Source organism: Williamsia herbipolensis (assembly GCF_036153515.1).
Classification (GTDB): Bacteria; Actinomycetota; Actinomycetes; order Mycobacteriales; family Mycobacteriaceae; genus Williamsia_A; species Williamsia_A herbipolensis.
Map to the genome: position 1 here is coordinate 4,190,014 of NZ_CP108021.1, position 26,075 is coordinate 4,216,088.

The window sequence follows — 26,075 nt, forward strand, 5'->3', positions numbered from 1 at the left end:
ATGGTGGGGGATCCGAGGTGATCCGCATCGCCGTCGCGTTGGGTCAACTCGGGTGGGCCCTGTCGCACTGGTGGAAACGACAGGACCAGTTCGCCTGGTTCACCAGCTACCTCGCCGACCGTCAGCTCATCGAACCCAGTCGCATCATCCTGGCCCTGTCGGCCGCGATGGTGACCCTGGTGCCCGTTGTCGTCCTCATCGACGCCGACCTCACGACGTCGTTGCTGGCCATGCTCATCGCGTCGATCGTGGTCGGGTCGGGGCTGTCGTTGATGTGGGTGCTGTTCCCGTGGCCGTCGCCGGCACGATCGCGTGCGTGGGTGTGCGTCTGCGACGTCACGATCCTGGTGGGCTCGCTCGCGCAGTACAAGACACTGGGCGGCCTCTACGGATGTGCGGCCTTCGGTCTCGTCGGCGGCTACATCGCCTTCTTCCACGGCGCACGTCTGCTCGCCGCCCACCTCGTGTTCTCGCTGGCGTCGGCGAGTGCGATCGCCGGCTTCATCCTCGCCGACGACGGCGCGGCGACCTCGAGTGTCGCGGTCGGCATCATCCAGGCGGTGCTGATCGGGATCTCGATCCCCGTGGCCACACAGTTCCTCATGGAGGCGCTGGCATCGGACGCCGCGGCGGCCGAACTCGACACCCTCACCGGCGTGTTGAACCGTCGTGGGCTCGAACGTGCCCTCGACCGGCTCAACAGCATGGATCCCGACAACGTGCACGGTCTCGCGATGATCGTCGCCGATCTCGACAACTTCAAGGAGATCAACGACCGGTTCGGCCACCGCTACGGCGACCGTGTGCTCGCCGAGATCGCCACACGGTTGCGCGCCACGCTCGGTGTGAGCGGCGTGGTGTCGCGGATCGGTGGCGACGAGTTCGTCGTCGCCGACAGCCTGCGCTGGACCGAGCCGATGCGTCTGGCCAACCAGGTGCTGCACACCATCTCGACCACGAGCGATCCGCCGGTGACCGCCAGTGTCGGGGTCGTGCACCTCACCGGGCGCCTACCGGGTCATCGGTCGTTGATGACCACGGTCCTGTTCACCGATCTCGCCGACGCCGCGATGTACGAGGCCAAACGCGCGGGCGGCGACACCGTCCGTACCCGCTCACACGACTACGGCGCCGCCGTCACCGGCGACCCGTCCCCGTCGCCGCGCCCGACGCAGTGGCCGCACTGATCCGCGGGGGGACGCGCGGTCAGCCCGTCGTGGCCGGCGACGACGCCGGTGCGGCCGGCGATCCGTCGGACCACACCACGGGCGCGGCCTTGTAGTCGGCCGAGGGATCGGTCGAGGTCTGCGCCCAGTAGATGACCCGGGTCAGATCGACGCCCTTGTCGGCCACCGCGACGAAACACGTCGCGTAGGAGTTGCCACGGCCCAGGGTGCGTGGGGCTTCCGTCGCCCGGCACTTGTCGAATCCGTCGGGCGGGGTCTCGGTCAGGGTCGCGGTGCGCCCGTCGCTGCTGCCGGCGAGGCCCACCACCGACGGCACGTCGAGCTGGCGGTTCGCCAGCTGGGTGACGGTGACATGGACGTAGAACGGGGTGCCGCCATGGGTCACCGACTCCGGCAGTTCCGATGCCGAGCCGGGCTCGATGCCGGTTACGGTGAACATGGCGAGCTGACCGGCGGGCCGGAACGCGTCTGCGGGGAGGTAGGCACTCGCGCCGAAGGCCAGGGTCGTGCCGGTGGGGGTGCGGTCGACCAGGCCCGCGGGCGCCACGACGTTCGCCGACACCGGCACCGACGTGCTGGGCCGGGCCGGGGCGTCGGTGCCCGCCGACTCCGACCCGGACGTGCAGGCGGCGAGGGTCGCGGCCGTGCCGACGATCGCGAGCGCGGAGGTGACAGCGGTTCTCAACGTGACCATGTCAGTGATCGTATGCAGCGATCACCATGGAATGGCGACAAGTCCCCGCCGCGCCGCGACCGCGGCGCCGAGTTCACCGAGCCGGTGGCGATCCATCGCGGCGCCGCGCCCGGGGCGAGCGGGTGTCACGAGGGTGAGGGTGATGCGTCCCGCCGAGCGGCCCGACCACAGACGCACGATGGTCCGCGACGGCGTGTCGGTGGGTCGGGGTTCCACCGACCGCACCGCCATGCCGGTCGCGCGGTGCCCACCGAGCTCGTCGAACACCCCGCCCAGATCGCCCAAGGGGGACACCAGCGCCTCGCGTCCGCCGGGGTCGGGGACCATCGCATGCGCGATGCGGTCGCCGAGGAGCTGCAGCAGTTCGGCGGGCATCCCACCCGGTGGACCCAGGCCGGAACCGGACGCACCGCCGCCCGCCGCGGCGTAGGCGGCGCGCAGCTTGCCGGCGCATACGGCCGCGTCGTCGGCGTCGTCGATCACCGTCTCCGCCATCATCAGCTCGCCGGTCTCGTCACCGCCCGACATGGGGATCGCGACCTCGACCGGTCCGGGTCCGCGGACCTCGCGCACGAGGTCGGCGGCGAGCGCGGTCGCGACCGCGGTGGAGGTGGCGCCACTGTCGGCGACGAATTGATCCCAGTGCGCCGCATCGACATCGAGCACGGCGTGGACCTCACGCACGGGCGGTCCGGACGGGGCTGCGGCGGGTCGCGACGGCGGTCGGGCCGCGGCCAACAGTTCTGTCCGGACCTGCGGATCGGTCACGGTTCGCGCGAGGCTGCGCACCACGCCGACGACGACGTGTACCCACAACAGCAGCGCGTCGATCACGTCGTCGCGCAGCCGCGGCGGTGTGGTCGGGGTGCGCACCGCGCTCGGATCGGATCCGGCGAGTGCCGCCCGGGCGACACCGATCAGGCCGAGCCCCTCGGTCACCACGTGCGAACAGCTGACCGTCACCGCCGACCCGCCGTCGGTGACCGGGCGCACCGCGATCTCCCACACCGGTCCGCGGTCGACGTCGAACCCCGCGGCGGCGCGGTCGTCGGCCCACGCCACCACGTCGTGCGGCGCAACCGGTTCGGGATCGACCCGCAGCGGTGCGACGATCGCGTCGGCGACGAAACTGCGACGCGCGAACGGGACCGGCGACGTCGCCACCCGCCGCGTCAGGTCACTGGCCGCGAGCAGTCGGTGCAGGTCGGCGAGATCGTCGGGCGCGATGGGTTCGGCGAAACGCCACACACCCTGCATGACGACCTCCGCGCCGCGGCCGTGGTTGCCGCGGTAGAAGATGTCGTCGAGAACCGACAACCGTGCCGCCGCCGCGCGATCGACCAAGCGCGGCCGACGGGTGTCGGCGGTGCGCTCAGATGTCGCGTCCACGCTCTCCTCGATACCACCGGATGAGGGCATCGGTGGACGAATCGTCCTGCGCGGCCGGGGCCGCCGGGTCGATGAGGACCTCGAGGAGCTCCTTGGCCTGGGTCTTGCCCAACTCGACACCCCACTGGTCGAAGGAGTTGATGCCCCAGATCGCGCCCTCGACGAACACCTGGTGCTCGTAGAGCGCGATGAGCTGCCCGATCACCGACGGCGTGAGCTTCGGCGCCAGGATCGACGTCGACGGACGGTTGCCCGGCATCACCTTGTGGGCCACCACGTGCGAGTCGACACCCTCGGCGGCGATCTCGTCAGCGGTCTTGCCGAACGCGAGCACCTTGGTCTGGGCGAAGAAGTTGCTCATCAACAGGTCGTGCATCGACCCCGAACCGTCGGCGTCGACGGGGAGATCATCTGTCGGCGACGCGAACCCGATGAAATCGGCGGGGACCATCCGGGTGCCCTGGTGCAGCAGCTGGTAGAAGGCGTGCTGGCCGTTGGTGCCGGGCTCACCCCAGAAGATCTCGCCGGTGTCGACGGTGACGTGATGGCCGTGGGCGTCGACGGACTTGCCGTTGGACTCCATCGTGAGCTGCTGCAGGTACGCCGCGAAACGGGCCATGTCGTTGGAGTAGGGGAGCACCACACGCGACTGCGCGTCCCAGAAGTTGTTGTACCAGAGGCCGATCAGGCCGAGGATGACCGGCGCGTTCTGGTGCAGCGGCGCCGAGCGGAAGTGCTTGTCGACGACGTTGAAGCCGTGCAGGAAGTCGGCGAACGCCTCCTTGCCCACCGCCGCCATCACCGACAGCCCGATCGCGGAGTCGACCGAATAGCGGCCGCCGACCCAGTCCCAGAACCCGAACATGTTGTCGGTGTCGATGCCGAAGTCGGCGACCTTCTCGGCGTTGGTGCTCACGGCGACGAAGTGCTTGGCGACGGCGCCGTCGTCGGGTCCCACCCCGAGCTTCTCGAGCAGCCAGGTGCGGGCCGCGGTCGCGTTGGTGAGGGTCTCCAGCGTCGAGAAGGTCTTCGACGCGATGACGAAGAGGGTGGTCTCGGCATCGAGGTCGGCCAGGGTGCCGACGAGGTCGGCAGGGTCGACGTTCGACACGAATCGACAGCTGATGCCGGCGTCGACGTAGTGCCGCAGGGCCTGATAGACCATCGCCGGGCCGAGATCGGACCCGCCGATGCCGATGTTCACCACGGTCTCGATGCGCTTACCGGTGTGACCGGTCCACTCGCCACTGCGCAGTGCGTCGGTGAAAGTGCCCATCGCCTCGAGCACCTCGTGCACGTCGGCGACGACGTCCTGACCGTCCACCTTCAGCGTCGCGCCCTGCGGCAGACGCAGCGCCGTGTGCAGCACCGCGCGGTCCTCGGAGGTGTTGATGTGTTCGCCCCAGAACATGGCGTCGCGCTTGCCCTCGAGATCGACCTCGCGCGCCAGCGACACCAGCAGATCGAGCGTCTCGCGCAGCACGCGGTGCTTCGAGTAGTCGATGTGCAGGTCGCCGACGTCGATGACGAGTTCGCGGCCCCGCTTGGGGTCGACGGCGAAGACCTCGCGCAGGTGCATGGCGTAGACGTGCGGCTGGTGGGCCGACAGTTCCTGCCAGGCGTGGGTACCGGTGATGTCGTGATCGTGTTCGGTGGTGTCGCTCGTCATGGTGGACCTCTCGGTTCTGGCGTCGCGCGGGCTCGTGACCCTCTCCGCGATCAGCCTAGTGGCGCCGTCGCGCCCCGTTCACGGTGGACGCGCACGCCGTCCGTGGCGACGGCTCCCTAGGGTGTAGGCCATGACGGGGTTCGCGGACCGGGCGCAGGCGGCACCCTGCTGTTCGCCGGCCGCCGACACCGCGAGGGCGATCCCGGACGCGCTGCCCGTCACGACGACGGGCGCCCACCGGGTGGCCCAGCGGCCGCTGGCCGGGGGCCGCTTCGAGATGGGCGACGCCCACTCCGAGGGTGTTGCCACCGACGGCGAGACGCCGTGCCACGCCGTCACCGTCGCCGCGTTCGCGATGGACGAGACCACGGTCCGCACCAGCGATTTCGCGGCGTTCGTCGACGACACCGGATACCGTACGACCGCCGAGAGGGCGGGATCGTCGGCGGTGTTCCACGCGCTGGTCGATCCCGCGTCGGTCGACGTCCTCGGGGCCGCGCCCGCCGCGCCGTGGTGGTGGGAGGTGCGGGGCGCGGACTGGCGACACCCGTTCGGACCAGGCCCCGACCTGCGCACCGACCTCGCCGACCACCCGGTGGTGCACGTCTCGCACGACGATGCGCTCGCCTATTGCCGTTGGGCGTCGCGTGCCCTGCCCACCGAGGCGCAGTGGGAGTACGCGGCGCGCGGCGGACTCGAGGGGACCCGCTTCGCCTGGGGTGACGACCGCACGACACCGTCGGGCGCCGAGTTGTGTCACATCTACGACCCCGCGAGGTGGGGATCGGCGTTCCCGGCGCACCCGGGGTCGCGGATCGCCGTCGCCCCGACACTGCCCGGCGATGCTCTGCCGCCCAACGGCTTCGGGCTGCGCCAGATGTCGGGCAACGTGTGGGAGTGGTGCTCCGACCGCTTCGACCCGCGGTGGTATCGACGCAGTCCGACCGCCGACCCGTCCGGCCCGGACCGCGGAGCGACCCGCGTTCTGCGCGGGGGGTCGTACCTGTGCGACGACTCGTACTGCCGGCGCTACCGTGTCGCGGCGCGCTCGCACACCACCCCCGCGTCGTCGGCGGGCAACATCGGGTTCCGCACCGTCTCCTCGACCTGACGTCAGAGGGCTGCGAACACCTCGTCGAGAAGGTCTCGCGCACCGGTCATCTCGGGGTCGGCGCCGTTGAGGAGGTCGTCGAGGCCCTGCTGGAAGATTCCGTCGAAGGCGACGTAGACGAGCTGTCGGGTCATGCGCGCCGGCGCCCCCCGCAGCTCGCAGAAGCGGTGCACCACATTCCAGATCATCTCGGTACGGCGGAGTTCGATCTCGCGGACCTCGTCGCGCAGCGACTCCTCGTAGCGGGTCTGGTTGCGGAGGTCGTACCAGAGTCGGTGCAGTGACGAGTCGGCCCGCAGGGTCGCCACGAACATCGAGGAGAAGTCCCGCCGCAACTCGTCGGCCGTCGTCGCAGACGCGACCGCCTCGTCGTACCGGGTCACGCACAGGTCCTCGTAGATCCGGACCGCCTCGGCGATGAGGTCGAGCTTGTCACGGAAGTAGTAGTGCAGGACCCCGTGCGAGAACGCCGAGTTCTGCGCGATCTCCCGCAGGCTGGTGCGCGCATAGCCCAGCTCGGCGAGTGTCTTGAGCGTCGCGGTCGCGAGCTCCCTGCGCCGTGCGGAGAACTTGTCCGGGCCTCGCTGCCCCGACCGCGCGTCGGGGTGCGTGGCGGTGGTCATCGACCGAGTGTACGGCGCGATCGGGCCGGAACGTGCAGCGAAAGCCCACTTCACCGGCGCCGCGCCGTGCGAGAGCACGTGGTTCTTGACAACTGCCCAAGAAATCCTTGACAGCTGTCAAAGGACGTTCTTAGTGTGATGGCCACCGCATTCATCCACGGCTGTGGCCTACGTCTCCCGACCGGGTCGAGTCCGTCCAGGAAAGGGCACACGCATGACGAGTTACGACCTCACCGGCCGGAAAGCGCTGGTCACCGGGGCTGCACAGGGACTCGGCGCCGGTATGGCGTCGGCGCTGGCGCAAGCCGGGGCGGCTGTCGCCGTCGCCGACATCGACGACGACCTCGGCCACGAAACGGTCGACAGCCTGCGTGCCGCCGGGGCGAAAGCGGAGTTCGTGCACCTCGACGTCCGCCACGACGCGGAGTGGGAGTCGGCCATGGCGACGGCGGTCGCCGCACTCGGCGGTCTCGACATCGTCGTCAACAACGCCGGCGTGGAGGTCACCGACCTGCTGATCGACTTCGATGCCGATGCCGCGTCGACCCTTCTGTCGGTCAACGTCCTCGGGACCGCGCTCGGTATCAAGCACGCCTTCCGGACGATGCGTCCCGGCGGGGCGGCGGGTGACGGCGGCGCGGTGGTCAACATCGCGTCCGTCGCCGCGACCATCGCATTTCCCGGCATCGCCCTGTATTCCGCGTCGAAGTCGGCCATCGACCGCCTCACCCGCGTCGCGGCCGCCGAGTCCGGCAAGCTCGGGTACGGGGTGCGGATCAACTGCATCTACCCCGGCCTCACCCCGACGGCCATGGGCAACAAGCTCGCCGTCGAGACCGCCGGCCTCGGACTCTTCGAGTCGCCGGAGGCCGCGGCGGGCGCCGTCGCCGAACTCACCCCGCTCGGGCGTCTCGGGCAGGTCGACGACATGGCCGATGCGGTCGTGTTCCTGTCGTCGGACGCCGCGAAGTTCATCACCGGGGCCGGGCTGCCGGTCGACGGCGGGATGGGGATGTGAGGTCCCCGACCTCGGTCGACGACCTCCGGGATCTGCTGTGACGCTGGCCTTCTACCTCGACAAGGGCGCATCGCTCGGCCCGGACGCACCGTGTCTCACCCTGTGCGGGGAGTCGATGAGCTACGGCGAGGTGGTTGGCCTGTCACACGCGGTGGCCCGAGCGCTGCGTCGGTCCGGTGTCGCGCCGGGGGACAAGGTGGGCATCCTCTCGGCCAACCACCCCACCTCGTTCGCCTGCGTCTTCGGCATCGCGCGGACCGGCGCGGTGTGGTGTCCCATCAACCCGCGCAACGCGGCCGGTGAGAACGCCGAACTCCTCGATCTCATCGACTGCACGACGCTGCTCTTCCAACCCGCGTTCGACGACCTCGTCGCCGAGATCGCCCCGCAGCTCCCGTCGTTGGTCACCCTCGTCCGGCTCGGCGAGTCCGACGGCACCGCGATCGGTCTCGACGACTGGCTCGCCGCGGCCCCCGACGACGACCTGGTCACCGACGACGACCCGGTGGACGACGGCCCCGTCGACGACGTCGTCGCACTCGTCGGTACGGGCGGGACGACGGGGCGTCCGAAAGGGGTGATGCTCACCGACCGCAACCTGCAAACGATGACGTCGGTCGTGCTGATGCGCTACCCGTTCGAGGGGCGGCCGCGGTACCTCGCGCTGGCGCCGTTGACGCATGCGGCCGGGGTCCTGTGCTTCCCGATCATGGCGCTCGGCGGCGAGATCGTCGTGATGGACCACCCGGACGTCGGGGAGTTCCTCGACCTCGTCGCGCGGCACGGGATCACGCACACGTTCCTGCCGCCGACGCTGATCTACATGGTGCTCTCGCACGAGTCGCTCGACGCGACGGATCTGTCGTCCCTGCAATGCTTCTGGTACGGCGCGGCACCGATCTCGACCAGTCGACTCGCCGAGGCGCTGAGGCGGATCGGCCCGATGGCGCAGCTGTTCGGGCAGTCCGAGGCACCGATGATGATCTCCACCCTGTCGCCGGCGGAGCATCGTCGGCCCGACGGGAGCATCCATCACGAGCGGCTCGCCTCCGCCGGCTTCCCGTCGCCGCTGGTGACCGTGGCGATCCTCGACGAGGACGGCGTCGCCGTGCCCGCAGGCGAGCGCGGGGAGGTGTGTGTCCGTGGGCCTCTCGTGATGGCGGGCTACTACCGCAACCCCGAGGCGACCGCCGCCGCGTCGACCCACGGGTGGCACCACACCGGCGACATCGGGTTCCTCGCCGACGACGGACTGCTCCACATCGTCGACCGCGCCAAGGACATGATCATCACCGGCGGTTTCAACGTGTATTCCGCGGAGGTCGAGCAGGCGCTCATGGCGCACGACGCCGTCCGTGACTGCGCCGTCGTCGGACTGCCCGACGACAAGTGGGGCGAACGGGTCACCGCGGTCGTCCTGCTCCACGACGGCGCCGCTCCCACGGCCGAGGAACTGACCGCGTTCGTCAAGACGCGCATCGGATCGGTCAAGGCGCCCAAACAGATCGAGGTCTGGCCCGACCTGCCCCGCTCCACCGTCGGGAAGATCCTCAAGACCGACATCCGCTCCGCTCTCTCCGCCCAGTGACCCACCCGTCCCACCGAGGAGGACCCATGCTCGAACTCGCCCTGTACCTGCCCAATTTCCGCGAGAAGATCACCGTCGCCGAACTCGAGGACCTCACCGCCCTCGCCGAGGAACTCGAGTACGAGTCCGTCTGGACGCTCGACCGCATCATCGTCCCGGAGTCGTCGGACCGTGCGGAGATGGAGTTTGCCTTCGGCATGATGCACGAGCTGCCCAAGCAGCTGCCCGTGTCGTCGAGAGGGGAGTTCCTGCAGGGGTTCCCGCTGATCCCGTGGCTCGCCGCGAAGACGACGAAGGTCCGCATCGGGATGAGCATCATCGACACCCCCTACCGCTCACCGGGTGTGCTCGCCGCCGAGCTCGCGACCATCGACCACCTGAGCAACGGCCGACTGAACGTGGCCGTCGGATCGGGGTGGATGCCCGAGGAGTTCGCCGCCGCGAGCGCCGGTCACATCTTCCCGCGCCGCCATCAGCACCTGCGTGAGTCGATCGAGATCATGCAGGGGATCTGGGCGAACGACGTGTTCGAATACCACGGGGAGTTCGCCGATTTCGGCCCCAGCGGGTTCGGGGCCAAGCCGCTGCAGAGCCCTCGGCCGCCGATGTACTTCAGTGGACTGAAGGACGCCAAGCGCGCGGCCAAGCGGGTCGCGAAGTACGGCCTCGACGGGTGGATCGGGATCCAGGACTCGCCGGAGGAGATCGCGACCTGGCGAGCCGGGATCGCCTCGGAACTCGCCGAACTCGACACCCCGCGGACCATCGACGACCTCGACATCGCCAGCATGATCTGGACGGTCATCACCGACGTCGACATGGACGACACCCCGGCCGGCAAGGCATCCAATCTCCTCGTCGGGTCCGAACGCCAGGTGACCGACATCCTCAAGCGCTATCGCGAGGCGGGACTGACGAAACTGCTGGTGTGGCCGCCGTTCGCCGATGTGCCCACCGCGAAGACGATGGACGACATGAAGCGCCTCAAGAACGACATCCTGCCGAAGATCGAGGCGATGTAGTCAGTCCCGCTCGGTGCGCCGGAGCTGTCGCTGGTCGCCGAGCGGACGGCGCGACGGCAGGCTGCGGGCCGTCGCGCGCGCAGCCTCGGTGTCGAGCTGGGCGTGATGACGTCGCATGAACTCGGCCGCGATCGCGGTGCCGGTCGCCTCGTCGAGCAGCTCGTCGCCGGTGTCGGTCCGCCAGGCGCGCAGGCGCGCGGCGAGGTCGTCGCGGATGTCGGCCTGCGCAGGGTCCTCGGCGAGGTTGACCCGCTCGAGGGGATCGACACGCAGGTCGTACAACTCGCGCTCCGGACGCGGGAGGTCCTGCGACCCGTCGAGCGCCAGCGCCGACGGGCTGTCGAGGATGTCCAGCGGCAGGCTCAGCGCGGGACGTCGCGCGTAGTTCTCGATGTACCGGTGCGTGGAGGTGCGCACGGCCCGGATCGGGTCGAAGCTGTCGTGGAAGGTCTTCTCCGTGAACACCTCCGAGCGCACCGCGTCCGCCGTCTCCGGGGTGGCGCCGAACATCTCGTCGGCGTGGGAGAAGCCCTCCATGTCCTCGGGCACGTCGAGCCCGAGCGCGTCGAGGATCGTCGGCGACAGGTCGACGCCGCTGAACAGGTCGTCGTACCGGTGTGCGGGGACATCCCGTGACGTCGGCGGACGGATGATGCAGGCGACACCCGTTCCCGCCTCGTAGAGGGTCGATTTGGCGCGGGGGAATGCGATGCCGTGATCGGTGATGAACACGATCCACGTGCTCTCGTCGAGGCCGAGGTCGGTGACTGTCTGCAGCAACCGTCCTACGGCCGCATCGGCTTTCGTCACCGACGCCTGCAGGCCTGCGATGTCCTCGCGCACCGGTCGCGCGTCGGGCAGGAACGGTGGCACCGTGACGCCGGCGGGATCGGCGGGCGGGTACTCGTCGGCGGGGTAGGGGCGGTGGGTCTCGAAGAACCCCGCCGTCAGCAGGAACGGACCGTCGGCGCCGTGGTCGGCCAGCCATTCCTGGCTGCGTGCGACGACGTGATTGCAGCGGGAGTCCGAGACGTCCCAGTCGTCGAAACCGATCCGCGCCGGGTCGGAGCTCTCGTGCTGCATGCCGAACAGCTGCGTCGTCCATCCCGCACGCGACAGGATCGCCGGGAGCGTCGCCACGTCGTCGTGGTACTCGAAACCGTGGTGGGCCAGCCCGATCAGTCCGGTCGAGTGCGGGTACCGACCCGTGAACAGCGCACCGCGGGCGGGGGAGCACAGCGGGGCGGCGGCGTGGGCGTCGGTGAGCAGGACACCGTCGGAGGCGAGTGCGTCGAGATGAGGGCTCACCACCCCGGCGGCGCCGTAGCAGGCGAGATGGCGTCCGAGATCGTGCCAGTGGACGAACAGGACGCTGTCGCGGGTCCCGGTCACCGTCCCAGCGGTCCGCGGCCGAGACGCAGCAGCATCATCGCGAGGGTGTGACCCTCCTGGCCGAGTTCGGAGAAGCGCTGCAGGACCTTCATCTCGCGGCTGTGCACCAGGCGCGGTCCGCCCGACGCCATGCGGGTGCGTCCCACCTTCTTCGAGATGGCGGTCCGGCGTTTGATGGCGCCGAGGATGATCGCATCGAGACGGTCGATCTCGAGGCGCAGTTCGTCGATCTCGTCGGGGAGGTCGTCGACGTCGGACGAGAGTCCGTAGCTGCTCAGGTCGATCGGCGAGCCGGCCGCATCGTCGGAGGCGTTCATCGGACCGATCTTGCCACGTGTGTCGTGCGATCCCGGGGCGGGCGACTGGTACCAATGAGCGGTGGCGCACCCGACCAGCACGACCTCGGCGGTGTCGGTCGACGTGCGCGCCCACCGGTCACCGGCCCATGCGGGTCGCGGTGTGGTGATCGCCCTCGGATTGCTGCTGCTCATCCACGTGGTGGTGCGCGCCTACGTGCTCGTACGGGGCAACTTCTACTGGGACGACCTGATCCTGACCTCGCGCGCGGGCACCCACGGGTTCCTCGCGCCGTCGCTGCTCTTCGACGACCACGACGGCCACCTGATGCCGGCGGCGATGGCGGTGATCGACGTCGTCACCGCCGTGGCCCCGTTGAGCTGGCCGGTGGCCGCGGCGACCCTGCTCGTCGGGCAGCTCGTGGCGTCGGCGTCGGTGGCGCGGATGATCGTCGTCGTCGGCGGCCGTCGACCGGCCGCGCTGGTCGCCTTCGCCTTCTATCTCCTGACGCCGATGGTCGTGCCGTCGTTCGCATGGTGGGCGTCGGGGCTCAACAACCTGCCGTTGCAGGCGGCGATGGCGTGGGTCGTCGCCGACGCCGTCCTGCTGACCCGCGACCGCGCCGGCGGCGCGCCGCGAGGCCCTCGGTCCCAGATCATCGAGAGTCGGACGATCGTGATCCGCTCCGCGGTGGTGTTCGCCGTCGGTCTGGCGTTCTTCGAGAAGTCGGCACTGATCCTGCCGGTCGCGTTCGCGGTCGCCCTGCTCGGAGTGCGGCTGTCGCAGCTCGGGCGCAACCCGGGGGAACCGACCCGCGCGCTGCCGGTGGTGTGGCGGCGGGCCGGCGGGCTGTGGATCGCACTGTCGACGGTGGCCGCGGTGTGGGCGGTGGTCTTCGTGGTGGTCGCACGGCCGACGACCGGTGACCACTCGATCCGGCAGACCGCCGCACTGGTGTGGCGTTCGGTGAGCGAGGGGATCGTCCCGGCCGTCGCGGGCGGGCCGTGGACATGGGATCGCTGGATACCCAGCCCGCCGTTCGGCACTCCCGGCGTCGGCCTGCAGATCGTCGGCTGGCTCGTCGTCGCCGGGGCGGTCGTCGCGGCGATCCGCGCTCGACGCGGCGCGGTGGCGATCGTGGTGTGCACGGTCGGCTACATCGTGGTGGCGCAGGCGCTGGTCAGCTGGAACCGCAGCAGCACCACCACCGCGCTGGAGCTGTCGCAGACGCTGCGCTACCTCCCCGACACCGCCGTCGTGCTCGTCGCGGCGGCCGCGCTGATCATCGCCGCGCCATCGCGGTCGGGTGGACACCCGGGTCGCGGCCCACGACTGGTCGGGGCGGCGGTGGTCGCGTTCTCGGCCATCGGCTCGGTGGTCTCGACGCTGACCTTCGCCGGATCGTGGGCCCACGACCCCACCGGCGACTACGTCACCACCGCGCACGCATCGCTGGCCGCCTCGGCTGACACCCCGATGTTCTCCCAACCCGTCCCGCTCGAGGTGCTGACCCCGGTCGCCTACCCGGACAACCTCGTGGAGAACGTCTTCTCCGGGCTGTCGAAGCGGCCCGAGTTCGGTGACTGGACCGGCGACCTGCGCGTGCTGAGCCCGAAGGGCACCGTCACCGCGGGTGCGGTGACCCGGGCGCGCGGATTCGCCGCCGGCGCGGGTGCCTGCGACCGCCCCGAGGTCACCGGCCCGACGTCGATCGATCTGGACGGGCCGCTCATCCGTTGGCGGTGGACCGTGCAGTTCGCCTACTGCGCGAACGCCGCCGGAGAGGTCGAGGTGCGGATCGGGGACAGCAGCCCGGTGATCGCGCCGGTCGAGGCAGGCCTGCACGGCCTGTGGGTGCAGGCCTCGGGCACCGGTACGACCGTCTCGATCCGTCCCCACACGCCCGGGTTGGCGCTACACCTCGCCGCCGGCGTGGTCGGCGAGGTCTACGACCCCGCGTTGATCCGCTGACGCGCGCGATCGGCGCACTAGAACACCTGTGCGCATGGCGCGGGCGTCCTGTCCGACCGCGCGAGTAGGATCGTTCCCTGATGACACGCGCACCACAGCCCTCTCTTCCCGGCCTCACCAGGGGCGATCCCGTGGTCTCCGGCATGTCCGGCGACGCCCTCACCGATCGCGCCCGCGAGCTCCTCGACGGCCTCAACCCGCAGCAACGCGCCGCCGTGATGCACACCGGCGGCCCCCTGCTGATCGTCGCGGGCGCCGGATCGGGCAAGACCTCGGTGCTCACCCGACGCATCGCCTACCTGCTCGCCCAGCGCGACGTCTCGCCCGGCGAGGTGCTCGCCATCACGTTCACCAACAAGGCCGCCGCCGAGATGCGCGAGCGGGTGATCGAGCTCGTCGGCCCCCGCGCGAACCGCATGTGGGTCTCGACGTTCCACTCGACCTGTGTGCGGATCCTGCGTGCGCAGGCCGCACTCATCGAGAGCCGCAACTCGAACTTCTCCATCTACGACGCCGACGACTCCAAGCGACTGCTGGCGATGATCGTGCGCGACCTCGACCTCGACCCGAAGAAGTTCAGCCCGCGCGGCTCGGGCATCCACATCTCGAACCTGAAGAACGAGCTCATCAGCCCCGAGTCGGCGACCGCCACCGCCGCCGAGGCCGACGACGACACCGCCACCACCCTCGCCGACATCTACACGCGGTACCAGGCGCGTCTGCGGGCGGCGAACGCCTTCGACTTCGACGATCTCATCGGCGAAACCGTTGCGCTGCTGCAGAATCACCCCGAGGTCGCCGAGTACTACCGACGTCGCTTCCGGCACGTGCTGGTCGACGAGTACCAGGACACCAACCACGCCCAGTACGTCCTGGTGCGTGAGCTGGTGGGCACCGGCGAAGGTGCGGTCAGCCCGTCGGAACTGTGCGTGGTCGGTGACGCCGACCAGTCGATCTACGCGTTCCGCGGCGCGACGATCCGCAACATCGAGGAGTTCGAGCGCGACTTCCCCGACACCGAGACCGTGCTGCTGGAACAGAACTACCGCTCCACGCAGACGATCCTGTCGGCGGCCAATGCGGTGATCGCACGCAACCCCAACCGGCGCGAGAAGAAGCTGTGGACCGACGCCGGCGAGGGTGAGCTGATCGCCGGTTACGTCGCCGACAACGAGCACGACGAGGCGTCGTTCATCGCCCGCGAGATCGACTCGCTGTGCGACAGTGGCGAGTTCACGTACTCCGACGTCGCGGTGTTCTACCGGACGAACACCGGTTCGCGATCGCTGGAGGACATCTTCATCCGCCTCGGCATCGCGTACAAGGTCGTCGGCGGCGTTCGGTTCTACGAACGCAAGGAGGTCCGCGACATCGTCGCGTACCTGCGCGTGGTGGCCAACCCCGACGACACCGTGAGCCTGCGACGCATCGTCAACACCCCCAAGCGTGCCATCGGTGACCGTGCCCAGGCATGTGTCGCGGTGTACTCCGAGAACGCAGGCGTCAGCTTCTACCAGGCGCTGATCGACGCCGCCGCGGGCAACGTGCCGCTGCTCAACAGTCGTGCCGTCAAACAGATCTCGGGTTTCGTCGACCTCATCGAGGGCTTGCGCAACGACTTCCTGGCGGTGTTCGGCGAGTCCGACACCCCCGACGCCGACACCACCACCATCGACGCCGGGTCGGAGAGCGCCGACATCGGTGAACTCGTCGAGGCCATCGCCCACCGCTCGGGGTACCGGGACGAGCTGGAGGGTTCGAGCGACCCACAGGACGGCGCGCGCCTCGACAACGTCAACGAGTTGATCTCCGTCGCAAGGGAGTTCAGCGCCGACGCCGCCGCGCTCGATCCCGCCGACCGCCCCGACCCGGAGGAGGGCCTTCCCGAGCCCGGTTCGCTCGCCGCGTTCCTCGAGCGTGTGTCGCTGGTCGCCGACGCCGATCAGGTGCCCGACAGCGCCGCGGGGATGGTGACGATGATGACGCTGCACACCGCGAAGGGGCTGGAGTTCCCGGTCGTGTTCGTCACCGGGTGGGAGGACGGGCAGTTCCCGCACATGCGCGCCCTGGGCGACCCCGCCGAGCTCAGCGAGGAGCGACGACTCGCCTACGTCGGTATCACGCGTGCCCGCAAGCGGCTCTATGTCACGCGGTCGATGGTGCGTTCGGCGTGGGGACAGCCCGTGTCGAATCCGGAATCGCGTTTCCTGCAGGAGATCCCGCAGCATCTCATCGATTGGCGCCGCACCGAGCCCCGACGCCGTGAGCGGTCGTTCGGCAGTTCCGGCGGCTTCTTCGGCTCCGACTCGTTCCGCTCCGGCGGCAACGGCGACGGGGGTGGCGAGCGCAGTTCGGCCCGTGGTCGCAGCTCGTATTCGGCCAGTCCCACGCGGGGACGCAACAACCAGGTGTCGGTCGCGGTCGGCGACCGCGTGAACCATGCCAAGTACGGCATGGGCAAGGTGGTCGCGAAAGAGGGATCGGGGGCCACCGAGCGGGTGACCTTCGACTTCGGCAGCAGCGGCCGGATCACGCTGATGTCACTGGGCGGTCTGCCCGTGGACAAGCTCTAGGCGGGACCCGTCGAGCGGGCGGGTCGGCCTAGCCGGTGTAGTTGGAGAGCGGCACCCCGTGCTCGGGGAACCACGGCATCGGGTCGACCTTCATGCCGTTGACCCAGCGCTCGACGTGCACGTGCGGTCCGGTGGAGAACCCCTCGTTGCCGACGCGTGCGATCACCTGTCCGGCCATCACCTTCTCGCCCTTGGTGACGAGGACGCCGCTCGACGCCATGTGGCCGTACATGAAGATGCTGCCGTCGGACGCCTTCACCTGGATCCAGTTGCCGAAGCCCGACGCCGGTCCGGCCTCCACCACGACACCGTCGGTGGCGGAGTGGATCGGGGTGCCCAGCGGGGCGGCGAAATCGATGCCGCCGTGGAAGGCGCCCCAGCGGTAGGCGAAGCCCGAGGTGAACTGGTAGAGCCCCATGTCGACCGGCGAGGCGTAGAGCGGGGTGCGTGACGCGGCGTCGGCGGCCTTGGCGTCGCGGGCCATCTTGTCGCCGGTGGCGAGCTGGTCGGTGAAGTCGTGGAGATCGGTGGGCGCGGCACCGGGTGCGACGGCGGCGTCGCCGGTGACCGACGGGTCGAGCGGAGTGACCGCGGCGGCCCGGTTCACCGAGCCCGACGCGGGCTCGGCCTTCTGCGGGGCCTCGGTGGTCGAGCCGGTGTCGATCTGTCCGCTCACGGCGACCACGGCCGCCCCGGCGGCGACGGCGAGGAGCGCGGCACGACCCCTGAGGGCGGTGGGCGGCGCCGAGATGCGGTGCTTGCCACCCGAGCGCGGGGCGCGGGTCTGCGGGATGCGCCGGAACGAGCGGTCGTCGTCGGCGGGGTCGAAGTCGTCCGGTCGTGCGCCGGTGACCGAGAACGGATGGTGATGAGCCGTCTCGTCGAACTCGATCTCGGCGATCAGGATGTCCTGGGTGACCTCCGCGGGCAGCGGCCGCCGGCGCGGGGTGTCGCGCACAGGACGGTCGGTGACATCAGACGAGCGGACGTCTGCGTAGGCCTCGTCGGTGCGGCGGTTCGACGTCGCGGTGTACGGATGGGCGTCGGCTCGAGACGGGTCGGCGAACTCGGCGTCGAGGTCATCCCAATCGATCGGGATGATCGAGGTGATCTCCTCAGGTCGCATCCGTACTGCCAAGACTGCACCTTCCGATTCGACACACGACACCGCCGAGCTGACCCGATGGTGTGCGTGAGCTGCGCCTTTCGGCGACGACCCCCGGTTGAGTTCCGTTGGCGTTCCCCTGGGGGAGATGTGGCCGTGACCACGCGCCTTGGAGACGGTAACGAAATGATTGCAGCGTGTGCAACCGCGCGCGAACAGTTCGTCATCGATGTGAGCTGCATCACAAGAAGTGCTGGTCAGAGGGGATGGGAGATAACGGACCCGAACGATCGCTCGTGCGGCACCTCTCCTACGCTGGGCACGTGATCTGGGGCACATGCGTCGGGACTGTCCCCGAGGCGTTCAGACGGCGGCGATACAGTCCGTTGGGGCTCGCGACCGCAGACGATCCTCGCGGGAGAACAACTATCAGGAGCGGGCAAACACTAGAGATGGTGAGCTGAATGGATCTGTTCGAATACCAGGCGAAGGAACTCTTCGCCAAGCACGAAGTCCCCACATCGGCCGGACGTGTTACCGACACGGTGGCCGGGGCGACGCAGATCGCCGAGGAGATCGGCAAGCCCGTCATGGTCAAGGCTCAGGTCAAGGTCGGCGGCCGCGGCAAGGCAGGCGGAGTGAAGTACTCCAAGGACGCAGCGGAGGCCACCGCCAACGCCGAGGCGATCCTGGGACTCGACATCAAGGGCCACGTCGTCAAGAAGCTCCTCGTGGCCGAGGCGAGTGACATCGCGGAGGAGTACTACATCTCCTTCCTGCTCGACCGCACCAACCGCACCTACCTCGCCATGTGCTCGGTGGAGGGTGGTGTCGAGATCGAGGTGACCGCCGAGGAGAACCCCGACGCACTCGCCCGCATCCCCGTCGACGCCGTGAAGGGTGTCGACCTGGCTTTCGCACGTGAGATCGCCGAGGCCGGCAAGCTGCCCGCCGAGGTCCTCGACGCCGCGGCCAACACCATCCAGAAGCTCTGGGAGGTGTTCATCAAGGAGGACGCGCTCCTGGTCGAGGTGAACCCGCTGGTTCGCACCCCCGACGACCAGATCCTGGCGCTCGACGGCAAGGTCACCCTCGACGCGAACGCGGACTTCCGCCAGGAAGGTCACGCCGAGTTCGAGGACAAGGACGCGACCGATCCCCTGGAGCAGAAGGCCAAGGAGAACGACCTCAACTACGTCAAGCTCGACGGTCAGGTCGGCATCATCGGCAACGGCGCGGGTCTGGTCATGTCGACCCTCGACGTCGTTGCGTACGCCGGCGAGGCCCACGGCGGCGTGAAGCCCGCCAACTTCCTCGACATCGGTGGCGGTGCCTCGGCCGAGGTCATGGCCGCCGGTCTCGACGTCATCCTCGGCGACGATCAGGTCAAGAGCGTTTTCGTCAACGTCTTCGGTGGCATCACCGCGTGCGACGCGGTCGCCAACGGCATCGTCGGCGCGCTGAAGAAGCTGGGCGACGACGCGAACAAGCCCCTCGTCGTCCGTCTCGACGGCAACAAGGTCGACGAAGGCCGTGCGATCCTCGCCGACGCCAACCACCCGCTGGTGACGCTCGCCGAGACCATGGACAGCGGCGCCGACAAGGCCGCCGAACTGGCGAGCAAGTAAAGGACTGCTGACTCATGTCTATTTTCCTCAACAAGGACTCCAAGGTCATCGTCCAGGGCATCACCGGCGGCGAGGGCACCAAGCACACCGCCCTGATGCTCAAGGCCGGGACCCAGGTCGTCGGCGGTGTCAACGCGCGCAAGGCCGGCACCACCGTGTCGCATGACGGTGGCGTGGAGCTGCCGGTGTTCGGCACGGTCGCCGAGGCGATCACCGAGACCGGCGCCGATGTCTCCATCGCGTTCGTGCCGCCGAAGTTCGCCAAGGACGCCATCATCGAGGCGATCGACGCGGAGATCCCGCTGCTGGTCGTCATCACCGAGGGAATCCCGGTGCAGGACAGTGCATATGCCTGGGCCTACAACAAGTCCAAGGGCGAGAAGACCCGGATCATCGGGCCCAACTGTCCCGGCATCATCACCCCCGGCGAGTCGCTGGTGGGCATCACGCCCGCCAACATCGCGGGCAAGGGCGAGATCGGTCTGGTGTCGAAGTCGGGCACGCTGACCTACCAGATGATGTACGAGCTGCGCGACATCGGTTTCTCGACCGCCATCGGCATCGGCGGTGACCCGGTCATCGGCACCACCCACATCGACGCCATCGCGGCCTTCGAGGCCGATCCCGACACCAAGGTGATCGTCATGATCGGTGAGATCGGTGGCGACGCCGAGGAGCGTGCCGCCGATTACATCAAGGCCAACGTCACCAAGCCGGTCGTCGGCTACGTCGCGGGCTTCACCGCACCCGAGGGCAAGACCATGGGCCACGCCGGCGCCATCGTGTCCGGCAGCTCGGGCACCGCCCAGGCGAAGAAGGACGCACTCGAGGCCGCCGGGGTCAAGGTCGGCAAGACCCCCTCGGAGACCGCCGATCTCGCGCGGGAGATCTACAAGGGCCTGTAGTCACAGCAGCTCTCGATTCAGCCCCGACCGGTGTTCCGGTCGGGGCTGAATTGTGTTCCGGCGAGTCCCCTCAGCGTGCGGCGAGGATCTGTTCGCGCAGGATGTCGGCGTGGCCGCAGTGGTGGGCGAGTTCGCGGAGGACGTGCATGTAGGACGCCCACAGCGGGTGCGGTCTGCGGCCACGGACCTCGGTGTCGAGGTCGAGGGCGGCGGCCACCTGCCGCGAGTGTTCGCACGCGACACGGTGTTCGGCCTGTATCGAGGCGATGGTGTCGTCGGGTGTGAGCAGGAACGAGTCCTCCGAGGACTCGGGTATCCCGATCTCCGATCGCGACCGACCGCTGATGTCCTGGTCGAACCAGACCTTCTCGACGAACGTGGCGTGCTTGAGGAGCCCGAGCAGCGTGGTGGCCGACGGGACCAGCGACCGCCTGGCCTCGTCCTCGGTGAGGCCGTCGAGACTGTCGTGCAGGATCGCGCGATGCTGATCGATGAGCTGGTCGACGTAGGGTCGAAAACCATCCGAGGTGGGCGTCGTCATCGTCCCAGCATCACCGACAGTCCGGTCGGCCGCAACGAGATCGCGTTGGCGGCTCTAACCTCCGCCTGGTTTTCGATCGTGCGGAGCGAAAGCCCCACCCGCATCGTCGCGGCTGGTCAGATCCGTGTTCCGCTGTAGGACAACGTATCTGTGGTCAGGTGCGTGTCCGGTTCGTGTCTACCATGTCGACGCGCCGCGATCATCGGCGCGCACGTGAGCCGGCGATCCCGGCGTGGAGAAGGACAGGGCAGTGCATCAGAGAAAAGTGGGTTGGAAGAAGCTGGCGGTCGCGTTCGTTGCGGCGGCTTCGGTGATGGGGAGTGCGGCCGCATGCGGGTCCGACTCGGACTCCGACACCGTGAAGATCGGCGTCGCCGACGCCGCGGAGAGCTACTGGACCGTCTTCACCAAGAAGGCCGCCGACGAGGGCATCACCGTCGATCTCGTGAACTTCACCGACTACAACCAGCCCAATCCCGCACTGGCCGAGGGCGAGCTGCAGCTCAACGAGTTCCAGCACATGCTCTACCTGGCGACCTACAACCAGAAAAACGACCAGAAGCTGGTCCCCATCGGCGCCACCGCGGTCTACCCGCTGCCGCTGTACTCGACGAAGCACACCTCGGTCAGTCAGATCCCGCAGGGCGGTTCGGTGGTCATACCCAACGATCCCACCAACCAAGCGCGTGGGCTCCTCGTCCTTCAGCAGGCCGGTCTGATCTCGCTCCGCAACGGCGGCAACGGATTCTCGACGATCGCCGACATCGATCAAGCGAAGTCCAAGGTCACGGTCAAGGCGATCGACGCGGGACAGACCGCGCAGAGCCTCGACTCCGTCGACGGCGCGATCGTCAACAACAACTACGCCACGTCGGCAAAATTGGGCGAGGACAGGATCATCGCCAAAGACGACCCGAACAGCGACATCGCGAAGCCCTACATCAACGTCTTCGTCGCCCGTGAGAAGGACAAGGACAACGCGACCTACAAGAAGCTCGTGTCGATCTACCACGACCCCGACGTCGAGGCAGCCGTCAAGAAGTCGTTGGGCGACAACGGTGTCCTGAAGAACAACGATCCCGCCGAGCTCCAGCAGCTGACCGTCGACCTGCAGAAGCAGGTCGCGAACAACGGTGGCTGAGCCCGCGGTCACCGACCGTCCCGCGATCTCGTTTCGTGGGGCCACGAGGCGATTCGGTGCGCCGCGTCGCACGGGTCGGTCGAAGCCTGCTGTCGCCGCCGCGGTCGACGGTGTCGATCTCGACATCGCGGCCGGCACCATCACCGGTGTGATCGGGTACTCCGGCGCGGGCAAGAGCACACTCGTGCGCCTCATCAACGGGCTCGAGCGTCCCGACGAGGGACAGGTCATCGTCGACGGTGAGGACATCAGCACCGCGGGCGAGCACGAGCTGCGCCGCGTACGCCGCGAGATCGGCATGGTGTTCCAGCAGTTCAACCTGTTCTCGTCGCGGACCGTGGCACGCAACGTCGAGTTCCCGCTGCGCATAGCAGGTGTCGCCAAGGAGGAGCGTGCGGCGCGGGTGACCGAGCTCCTCGAGTTCGTGGGTATCGCGGACAAGGCGACGCAGTACCCGCGTGCGCTCTCCGGCGGACAGAAGCAGCGCGTCGGGATCGCCCGTGCCTTGGCCACGTCGCCGAAGATCCTGCTGGCCGACGAGGCCACGAGCGCACTGGATCCCGACACCACGTCGGAGATCCTTGCGTTGCTACGCCGCGTCAACCGCGAGCTGGGCACGACCATCGTCGTGATCACCCACGAGATGGACGTCATCCGCGAGATCTGTGATCGCGTGGCCGTTCTCGACGGTGGGCGACTCATCGAACAGGGTGACGTCTACGACGTCTTCGCCCGCCCGCAGTCGGCGATCACGCGGCGACTCGTCCGTGGCGCCGTCGGCGACGTGCCGTCCGACGAGACGCTCGTGCGGCTGCGGACGCGGCACGAGGGTCGGTTCGTCACGGTCGCCATCCGGGAGACCGAGATCGACGCCGACACCGGTGCGAACACCATCGACGTCGCCGACCACTTCGCTCGCGCCGGGGTCAAGGCGTCGATCGTCTACGGAGGCATCGTGGAGCTGTCGCAGCGTCCCTTCGGTGCGTTCACGGTCGCTCTGCAGGGATCCGACGAGCAGATCGACACCGCCGTGGCCGGTCTACGCGCGGTCACCGACGTCATCGAGCACGAGAAGGTCGGTGCCTGAGGATGTTTCTCGGCGACATCATCACCCCGCAGTTGCGTCCGCTGCTCTGGGACGCGCTGCTCGAAACCTTTGCGCTGGTCGGGTTCACCCTGGTGATCGGCGGCGTGCTGGGCCTGGGCCTCGGCGCCCTGCTGTACGCGACGCGCCCGACCAACCTGCTGGCGAACCCCGTGGTCTACACCGTGCTCAACGTCGCGGTGAACATCGTGCGGCCCATCCCGTTCATCATCTTCATCACCGCGATGGCCCCGGTGACCCGTGAGGTCGTGGGCACCCGCATCGGGACGGAGGCGGCGATCTTCCCCATGACCGTGATGGCGGCGTTCGTGATCGGGCGTGTGGTCGAACAGAATCTCGTGGCCGTGGACCCCGGTGTGGTCGAGGCCTCGCGCGCCATGGGGGCAAGCCGACTGCGCACGCTCGCAACGATTGTCGTCCCCGAGGGACTCGCGCCACTGATCCTTGGGTACACCTTCGTGTTCGTCGCGATCGTCGACATGTCGGCCATGGCCGGCTATGTCGGTGGCGGTGGCCTCGGCGACTTCGCCCAGCAGTACGGCTACCAGCAGTTCGACGCGAAGCTGACCGTGGTCGTCATCGTCATCCTCGTCGTGCTGGTGCAGCTCGGTCAGTGGCTGGGCAACACCCTCGCCCGGCGGGCGCTGCGGCGCTGAACGAACCGACATCGTCCGTCCTGAGGCCCACCGTGGGCGATGTGTCCACGGTGGGACCCCAGGCGGACGATGTCTGTCGACGTCAGCCGGCTACCGCGGCGCCTCGTGCTTCGGGTGGCGGATCGCCTCGCGCATCTCGTACTCGCGCTCCTCGTCGGCGAAGCCGCCACCGAGGTTGTTGCCGTTGAGCATCGGGTCGCCGCGGAACTGCGTCTCCATGTCGTCGACGGAGTAGTGACCCCCCTCCGAGGTGTCGGGATCGTCGGTCGCGCGGTCCTTCTCGTTCGGGCTCTCCTCGATCGGGTTGGCGTCCGAGTCGAGACCGTGTGCGGTGAGGATCCGCTCGCGGTCGGCCATCCCCTTGCGCATCATGGCGCCCTGCGCGGCGGCCATCATGGTCGTCTTGCCCGCAAGGATCCGATCGAACTCCTTGCTCTCGCGCCAGCGCTTGCCGACGATCATCGTGACGATGCCGAGCAGTGCGTACCCGCCCATCAGGAGGAACGGCTGCCAGTACGGTTCGCCGACGCCGTACAGCACGCGCTTGATCATCTCGGTGATGCCGTGGCCGACGACCAGCGGATTCAGGTCGCCGAAGATCCGCGGCACCATCCACGTCGGGTAGGCCGCGCCGGAGGACGGGATCGAGAGGAACACGAACATCAGCAATGCGACGGCCGTGATGAACCGTCCGAAGAAGTACGACAGACCGTTGACCGCGAGGCCGACCGCGAGGATCCACAGGAACGAGATGCCGATCATCTGCGGCAGGTGGCCGTCGTAGACACCGATGACCGGGCCCGCGAGGAGGTTGGTGATCAGCGCGGCGACCGCGGCGCCGCCGGCCAGGATGCTGACGCGGGTGAGGTGGCTCAGCGGTGCGCCCATCATGCCGATGAACATCGCGACCATGTAGCCGCCGATGCACCACGACAGCATCAGGTACATCGCCCCGAGACCGTAGGAGTCACCCTTGGGCAGCGGTGCGATGTCGTTCACCTGGGGTGCCACCCCGTTCTGCGCGAAGGTCTGGGTGAAGGTGGACTTCATCAGCTGCGCGGCCTGGAACTGGTGTGCGCTGGCGATGGTGACGACCGGCTTGCCGCCCGCCTGCGACGGCAGGGCGAGCGACGCGGCGGCGCTGCCGTCCCGCACGGCCTCGGTGGCCTCGTCGGCGGTCTGGTAGAGCCGGAAATCGAACATGCCGGGCTGCGCCTTCGAGAACTGATCGGTGAAGGTCGAGGCGGCGGGGGAGTTCACCACGGCCACCGGGGCGTCGTGGATCTGCGGCGAGTGGAACGCCCACAGATAGCAGAAGCAGAACGCGAACAGGAAGAAGACGGGCAACCACAGTTGCAGCCCGATCATCTGCAGGGCGGGCGGCAGCGAGCCGTAGAACTTTCGCCACCGCGTGGTCAGGGCCTTGAACATGACTGTTCCCCTCGTCGTCGGATAGGTAGATGTATAGCCCAACTATATGCAGACTGCATCTATTTCCGGAACGGGAAAAATTTGTCAGACGGCCAGTGAGCCACCGAAGATCTGCCAAGCCAGGAGTGACTTCGCGACGAGGCTCAGCACCAGGTACGACTTCTCGCCGAACGCATAGCTGCGCCACGGGCCGATCTCGCGGTACTGCAACCACTGATTGATCGCGAAGGTCGAGAAGAAGACGAGCAGCGACACGAAGATGCCGATCACGAACCCGGGCACCCGGTCGCCCGCGCCCACGAAGTTGACCACGATCGCGACCCAGGGTGCCGCGCCCGCGACGCATCCGAACCAGAACGGCAGCATCGTGGTGTCGGCGCGGCCGGGTGGGTTCATGCGCTCCTGCAGCCAGCCGAACAGGATCATCGCGATGTTCGCGCCGCACACGACGATCACGGTGCCGATATCGGTGAGACCGAAGTAGAAACCGATCAGCACGATCATGATGGTTGCGCTGATCGAGTACTCGATCCACCGGAACCTGTTGATGCCGCGACGCAGATCCGACTCGTAGATCCCGCGTGCGACGGTCGCGGTGAGCAGGTGGTCGGCGGCCGCGAGGAACAGGAACACCGCGATCGCGGCGCCGATCGACACGTCGACCAACGACGACGGCGGCGGTTGGGCCGCGCCGGGTGGACCGGTGGGGAACGACGAGTTGACGGTGATGGCGAAACCGTTGCCCAACAGCAGGATCGCCACCGCCTGCGCGGCGTGGAGCACGGTCAGACCGATGTTCCACCGCCGCAGTCCGGCGAGCGCGGAGTCGGTGACGCCCGTGGCGATCGGACCGGACCTCTGGGGTGTCGACATGGGTCCGACGCTACGGCAGGGAGGCCCGCGCAGCCGCCGACGACCGGCGCCGCCGGCGCGGCGTGCGAACACGACGGTGAGCGGCAGCATCGACGCCGGACTCGACCGGCACGATCCTGCGTTGGAACGGCACCGACCACGTCGGTTGATCAGCGT

22 protein-coding genes are annotated in these 26,075 nt (G+C 68.6%); 12 read left to right on the forward strand and 10 right to left on the reverse strand.

Annotated features, from left to right (window positions below; all coding sequences use genetic code 11):
- Positions 1-17 precede the first annotated feature (17 nt).
- A complete protein-coding gene (locus tag OG579_RS19495) occupies positions 18-1,187 on the forward strand; it encodes a GGDEF domain-containing protein (RefSeq protein ID WP_328857292.1) in 1,170 nt (389 codons plus the stop codon).
- 19 nt (positions 1,188-1,206) lie between these two features.
- On the opposite strand, the gene OG579_RS19500 is transcribed toward OG579_RS19495, so the two are convergent.
- From OG579_RS19500 to pgi, 3 genes are read right to left on the reverse strand one after another with little or no spacing between them, the layout of a single operon-like run.
- Positions 1,207-1,881, reverse strand: a complete 675-nt coding sequence (locus OG579_RS19500) for a hypothetical protein (protein WP_328857293.1) — start codon at positions 1,879-1,881, stop codon at positions 1,207-1,209.
- Between the two features lie 21 nt (positions 1,882-1,902).
- Complete coding sequence (locus tag OG579_RS19505) at positions 1,903-3,270, reverse strand: hypothetical protein (RefSeq protein WP_328857294.1); 1,368 nt, start codon at positions 3,268-3,270, stop codon at positions 1,903-1,905.
- Positions 3,254-4,939, reverse strand: coding sequence for a glucose-6-phosphate isomerase (gene pgi, locus OG579_RS19510; protein ID WP_328857295.1), 1,686 nt, complete (start codon positions 4,937-4,939; stop codon positions 3,254-3,256). Before pgi ends, OG579_RS19505 begins: the two co-directional genes overlap by 17 nt.
- 130 nt (positions 4,940-5,069) lie before the next feature.
- Between pgi and OG579_RS19515 the strand changes: the two genes are divergently transcribed.
- Positions 5,070-6,050 carry a formylglycine-generating enzyme family protein gene (locus OG579_RS19515; protein WP_328857296.1) on the forward strand — a complete coding sequence of 327 codons (981 nt, stop codon included), beginning with the start codon at positions 5,070-5,072 and terminating at the stop codon, positions 6,048-6,050.
- Between the two features lie 2 nt (positions 6,051-6,052).
- Here the strand turns inward: OG579_RS19515 and OG579_RS19520 are convergent, their stop codons facing one another.
- The gene (locus OG579_RS19520) at positions 6,053-6,673 is read right to left on the reverse strand and encodes a TetR/AcrR family transcriptional regulator (RefSeq protein WP_055792295.1); all 621 of its coding nucleotides are present in this window, start codon (positions 6,671-6,673) and stop codon (positions 6,053-6,055) included.
- A 214-nt stretch (positions 6,674-6,887) separates the two neighbouring features.
- Between OG579_RS19520 and OG579_RS19525 the strand changes: the two genes are divergently transcribed.
- Genes OG579_RS19525 through OG579_RS19535 form a run of 3 tightly spaced genes read left to right on the forward strand, consistent with a single transcriptional unit; the run spans position 6,888 to position 10,301 of the window.
- Positions 6,888-7,691, forward strand: coding sequence for an SDR family NAD(P)-dependent oxidoreductase (locus OG579_RS19525; protein WP_328857297.1), 804 nt, complete (start codon positions 6,888-6,890; stop codon positions 7,689-7,691).
- Positions 7,692-7,728: 37 nt separating this feature from the next.
- A complete protein-coding gene (locus OG579_RS19530; protein WP_328857298.1) occupies positions 7,729-9,279 on the forward strand; it encodes an acyl-CoA synthetase in 1,551 nt (516 codons plus the stop codon).
- A 26-nt stretch (positions 9,280-9,305) separates the two neighbouring features.
- Entirely contained in the window at positions 9,306-10,301 is a 996-nt protein-coding gene (locus tag OG579_RS19535) for an LLM class flavin-dependent oxidoreductase (protein ID WP_328857299.1), read from the forward strand.
- On the opposite strand, the gene OG579_RS19540 is transcribed toward OG579_RS19535, so the two are convergent.
- A complete protein-coding gene (locus OG579_RS19540; RefSeq protein WP_328857300.1) occupies positions 10,302-11,693 on the reverse strand; it encodes a sulfatase family protein in 1,392 nt (463 codons plus the stop codon).
- The gene (locus OG579_RS19545; protein ID WP_045824084.1) at positions 11,690-12,010 is read right to left on the reverse strand and encodes a chorismate mutase; all 321 of its coding nucleotides are present in this window, start codon (positions 12,008-12,010) and stop codon (positions 11,690-11,692) included. Before OG579_RS19545 ends, OG579_RS19540 begins: the two co-directional genes overlap by 4 nt.
- 61 nt (positions 12,011-12,071) lie before the next feature.
- On the opposite strand from OG579_RS19545, the gene OG579_RS19550 reads away from it, so the two are divergent.
- Both OG579_RS19550 and OG579_RS19555 read left to right on the forward strand, forming a co-directional pair.
- A complete protein-coding gene (locus OG579_RS19550; RefSeq protein WP_328857301.1) occupies positions 12,072-13,961 on the forward strand; it encodes a hypothetical protein in 1,890 nt (629 codons plus the stop codon).
- 80 nt (positions 13,962-14,041) lie between these two features.
- Positions 14,042-16,534, forward strand: a complete 2,493-nt coding sequence (locus OG579_RS19555) for a UvrD-helicase domain-containing protein (RefSeq protein WP_408068704.1) — start codon at positions 14,042-14,044, stop codon at positions 16,532-16,534.
- 28 nt (positions 16,535-16,562) lie between these two features.
- On the opposite strand, the gene OG579_RS19560 is transcribed toward OG579_RS19555, so the two are convergent.
- Positions 16,563-17,672 (reverse strand): M23 family metallopeptidase, encoded by a 1,110-nt coding sequence (locus OG579_RS19560; RefSeq protein WP_328857302.1) that lies wholly within the window; start codon positions 17,670-17,672, stop codon positions 16,563-16,565.
- 431 nt (positions 17,673-18,103) lie between these two features.
- On the opposite strand from OG579_RS19560, the gene sucC reads away from it, so the two are divergent.
- Positions 18,104-19,267 carry an ADP-forming succinate--CoA ligase subunit beta gene (sucC, locus tag OG579_RS19565; protein WP_045824038.1) on the forward strand — a complete coding sequence of 388 codons (1,164 nt, stop codon included), beginning with the start codon at positions 18,104-18,106 and terminating at the stop codon, positions 19,265-19,267.
- A gap of 14 nt (positions 19,268-19,281) precedes the next feature.
- A complete protein-coding gene (gene sucD / locus OG579_RS19570) occupies positions 19,282-20,172 on the forward strand; it encodes a succinate--CoA ligase subunit alpha (RefSeq protein WP_328857303.1) in 891 nt (296 codons plus the stop codon).
- Between the two features lie 70 nt (positions 20,173-20,242).
- On the opposite strand, the gene OG579_RS19575 is transcribed toward sucD, so the two are convergent.
- Positions 20,243-20,713 (reverse strand): DinB family protein, encoded by a 471-nt coding sequence (locus tag OG579_RS19575; RefSeq protein WP_328857304.1) that lies wholly within the window; start codon positions 20,711-20,713, stop codon positions 20,243-20,245.
- A gap of 250 nt (positions 20,714-20,963) precedes the next feature.
- Here OG579_RS19575 and OG579_RS19580 point away from each other — a divergent pair, with 250 nt between their 5' ends.
- From OG579_RS19580 to OG579_RS19590, 3 genes are read left to right on the forward strand one after another with little or no spacing between them, the layout of a single operon-like run.
- Complete coding sequence (locus OG579_RS19580) at positions 20,964-21,854, forward strand: MetQ/NlpA family ABC transporter substrate-binding protein (protein WP_328857305.1); 891 nt, start codon at positions 20,964-20,966, stop codon at positions 21,852-21,854.
- The gene (locus tag OG579_RS19585; protein WP_328857306.1) at positions 21,847-22,941 is read left to right on the forward strand and encodes a methionine ABC transporter ATP-binding protein; all 1,095 of its coding nucleotides are present in this window, start codon (positions 21,847-21,849) and stop codon (positions 22,939-22,941) included. The genes OG579_RS19580 and OG579_RS19585 overlap by 8 nt, the downstream gene beginning before the upstream one ends.
- 2 nt (positions 22,942-22,943) lie before the next feature.
- On the forward strand, positions 22,944-23,615 hold the full coding sequence (locus OG579_RS19590) for a methionine ABC transporter permease (protein WP_328857307.1): 672 nt from the start codon (positions 22,944-22,946) through the stop codon (positions 23,613-23,615).
- A gap of 90 nt (positions 23,616-23,705) precedes the next feature.
- Here OG579_RS19590 and OG579_RS19595 read toward each other — a convergent pair whose 3' ends face one another.
- Both OG579_RS19595 and heR read right to left on the reverse strand, forming a co-directional pair.
- A complete protein-coding gene (locus OG579_RS19595) occupies positions 23,706-25,046 on the reverse strand; it encodes an ABC transporter permease (RefSeq protein ID WP_328857308.1) in 1,341 nt (446 codons plus the stop codon).
- A gap of 84 nt (positions 25,047-25,130) precedes the next feature.
- On the reverse strand, positions 25,131-25,919 hold the full coding sequence (gene heR, locus OG579_RS19600) for a heliorhodopsin HeR (protein WP_328857309.1): 789 nt from the start codon (positions 25,917-25,919) through the stop codon (positions 25,131-25,133).
- Between the last annotated feature and the right edge of the window lie 156 nt (positions 25,920-26,075).

Excerpts from the sequence above, each read along its gene's own strand:
- sucC (WP_045824038.1), top strand. The coding sequence starts at position 18,104 with ATGGATCTGTTCGAATACCAGGCGAAGGAACTCTTCGCCAAGCACGAA.
- OG579_RS19555 (WP_408068704.1), top strand. The coding sequence starts at position 14,042 with ATGACACGCGCACCACAGCCCTCTCTTCCCGGCCTCACCAGGGGCGAT.
- heR (WP_328857309.1), bottom strand. The coding sequence starts at position 25,919 with ATGTCGACACCCCAGAGGTCCGGTCCGATCGCCACGGGCGTCACCGAC.
- OG579_RS19575 (WP_328857304.1), bottom strand. The coding sequence starts at position 20,713 with ATGACGACGCCCACCTCGGATGGTTTTCGACCCTACGTCGACCAGCTC.
- OG579_RS19525 (WP_328857297.1), top strand. The coding sequence starts at position 6,888 with ATGACGAGTTACGACCTCACCGGCCGGAAAGCGCTGGTCACCGGGGCT.
- OG579_RS19515 (WP_328857296.1), top strand. The coding sequence starts at position 5,070 with ATGACGGGGTTCGCGGACCGGGCGCAGGCGGCACCCTGCTGTTCGCCG.
- OG579_RS19545 (WP_045824084.1), bottom strand. The coding sequence starts at position 12,010 with ATGAACGCCTCCGACGATGCGGCCGGCTCGCCGATCGACCTGAGCAGC.
- pgi (WP_328857295.1), bottom strand. The coding sequence starts at position 4,939 with ATGACGAGCGACACCACCGAACACGATCACGACATCACCGGTACCCAC.
- OG579_RS19535 (WP_328857299.1), top strand. The coding sequence starts at position 9,306 with ATGCTCGAACTCGCCCTGTACCTGCCCAATTTCCGCGAGAAGATCACC.
- OG579_RS19590 (WP_328857307.1), top strand. The coding sequence starts at position 22,944 with ATGTTTCTCGGCGACATCATCACCCCGCAGTTGCGTCCGCTGCTCTGG.
- OG579_RS19520 (WP_055792295.1), bottom strand. The coding sequence starts at position 6,673 with ATGACCACCGCCACGCACCCCGACGCGCGGTCGGGGCAGCGAGGCCCG.
- OG579_RS19595 (WP_328857308.1), bottom strand. The coding sequence starts at position 25,046 with ATGTTCAAGGCCCTGACCACGCGGTGGCGAAAGTTCTACGGCTCGCTG.
- OG579_RS19500 (WP_328857293.1), bottom strand. The coding sequence starts at position 1,881 with ATGGTCACGTTGAGAACCGCTGTCACCTCCGCGCTCGCGATCGTCGGC.
- sucD (WP_328857303.1), top strand. The coding sequence starts at position 19,282 with ATGTCTATTTTCCTCAACAAGGACTCCAAGGTCATCGTCCAGGGCATC.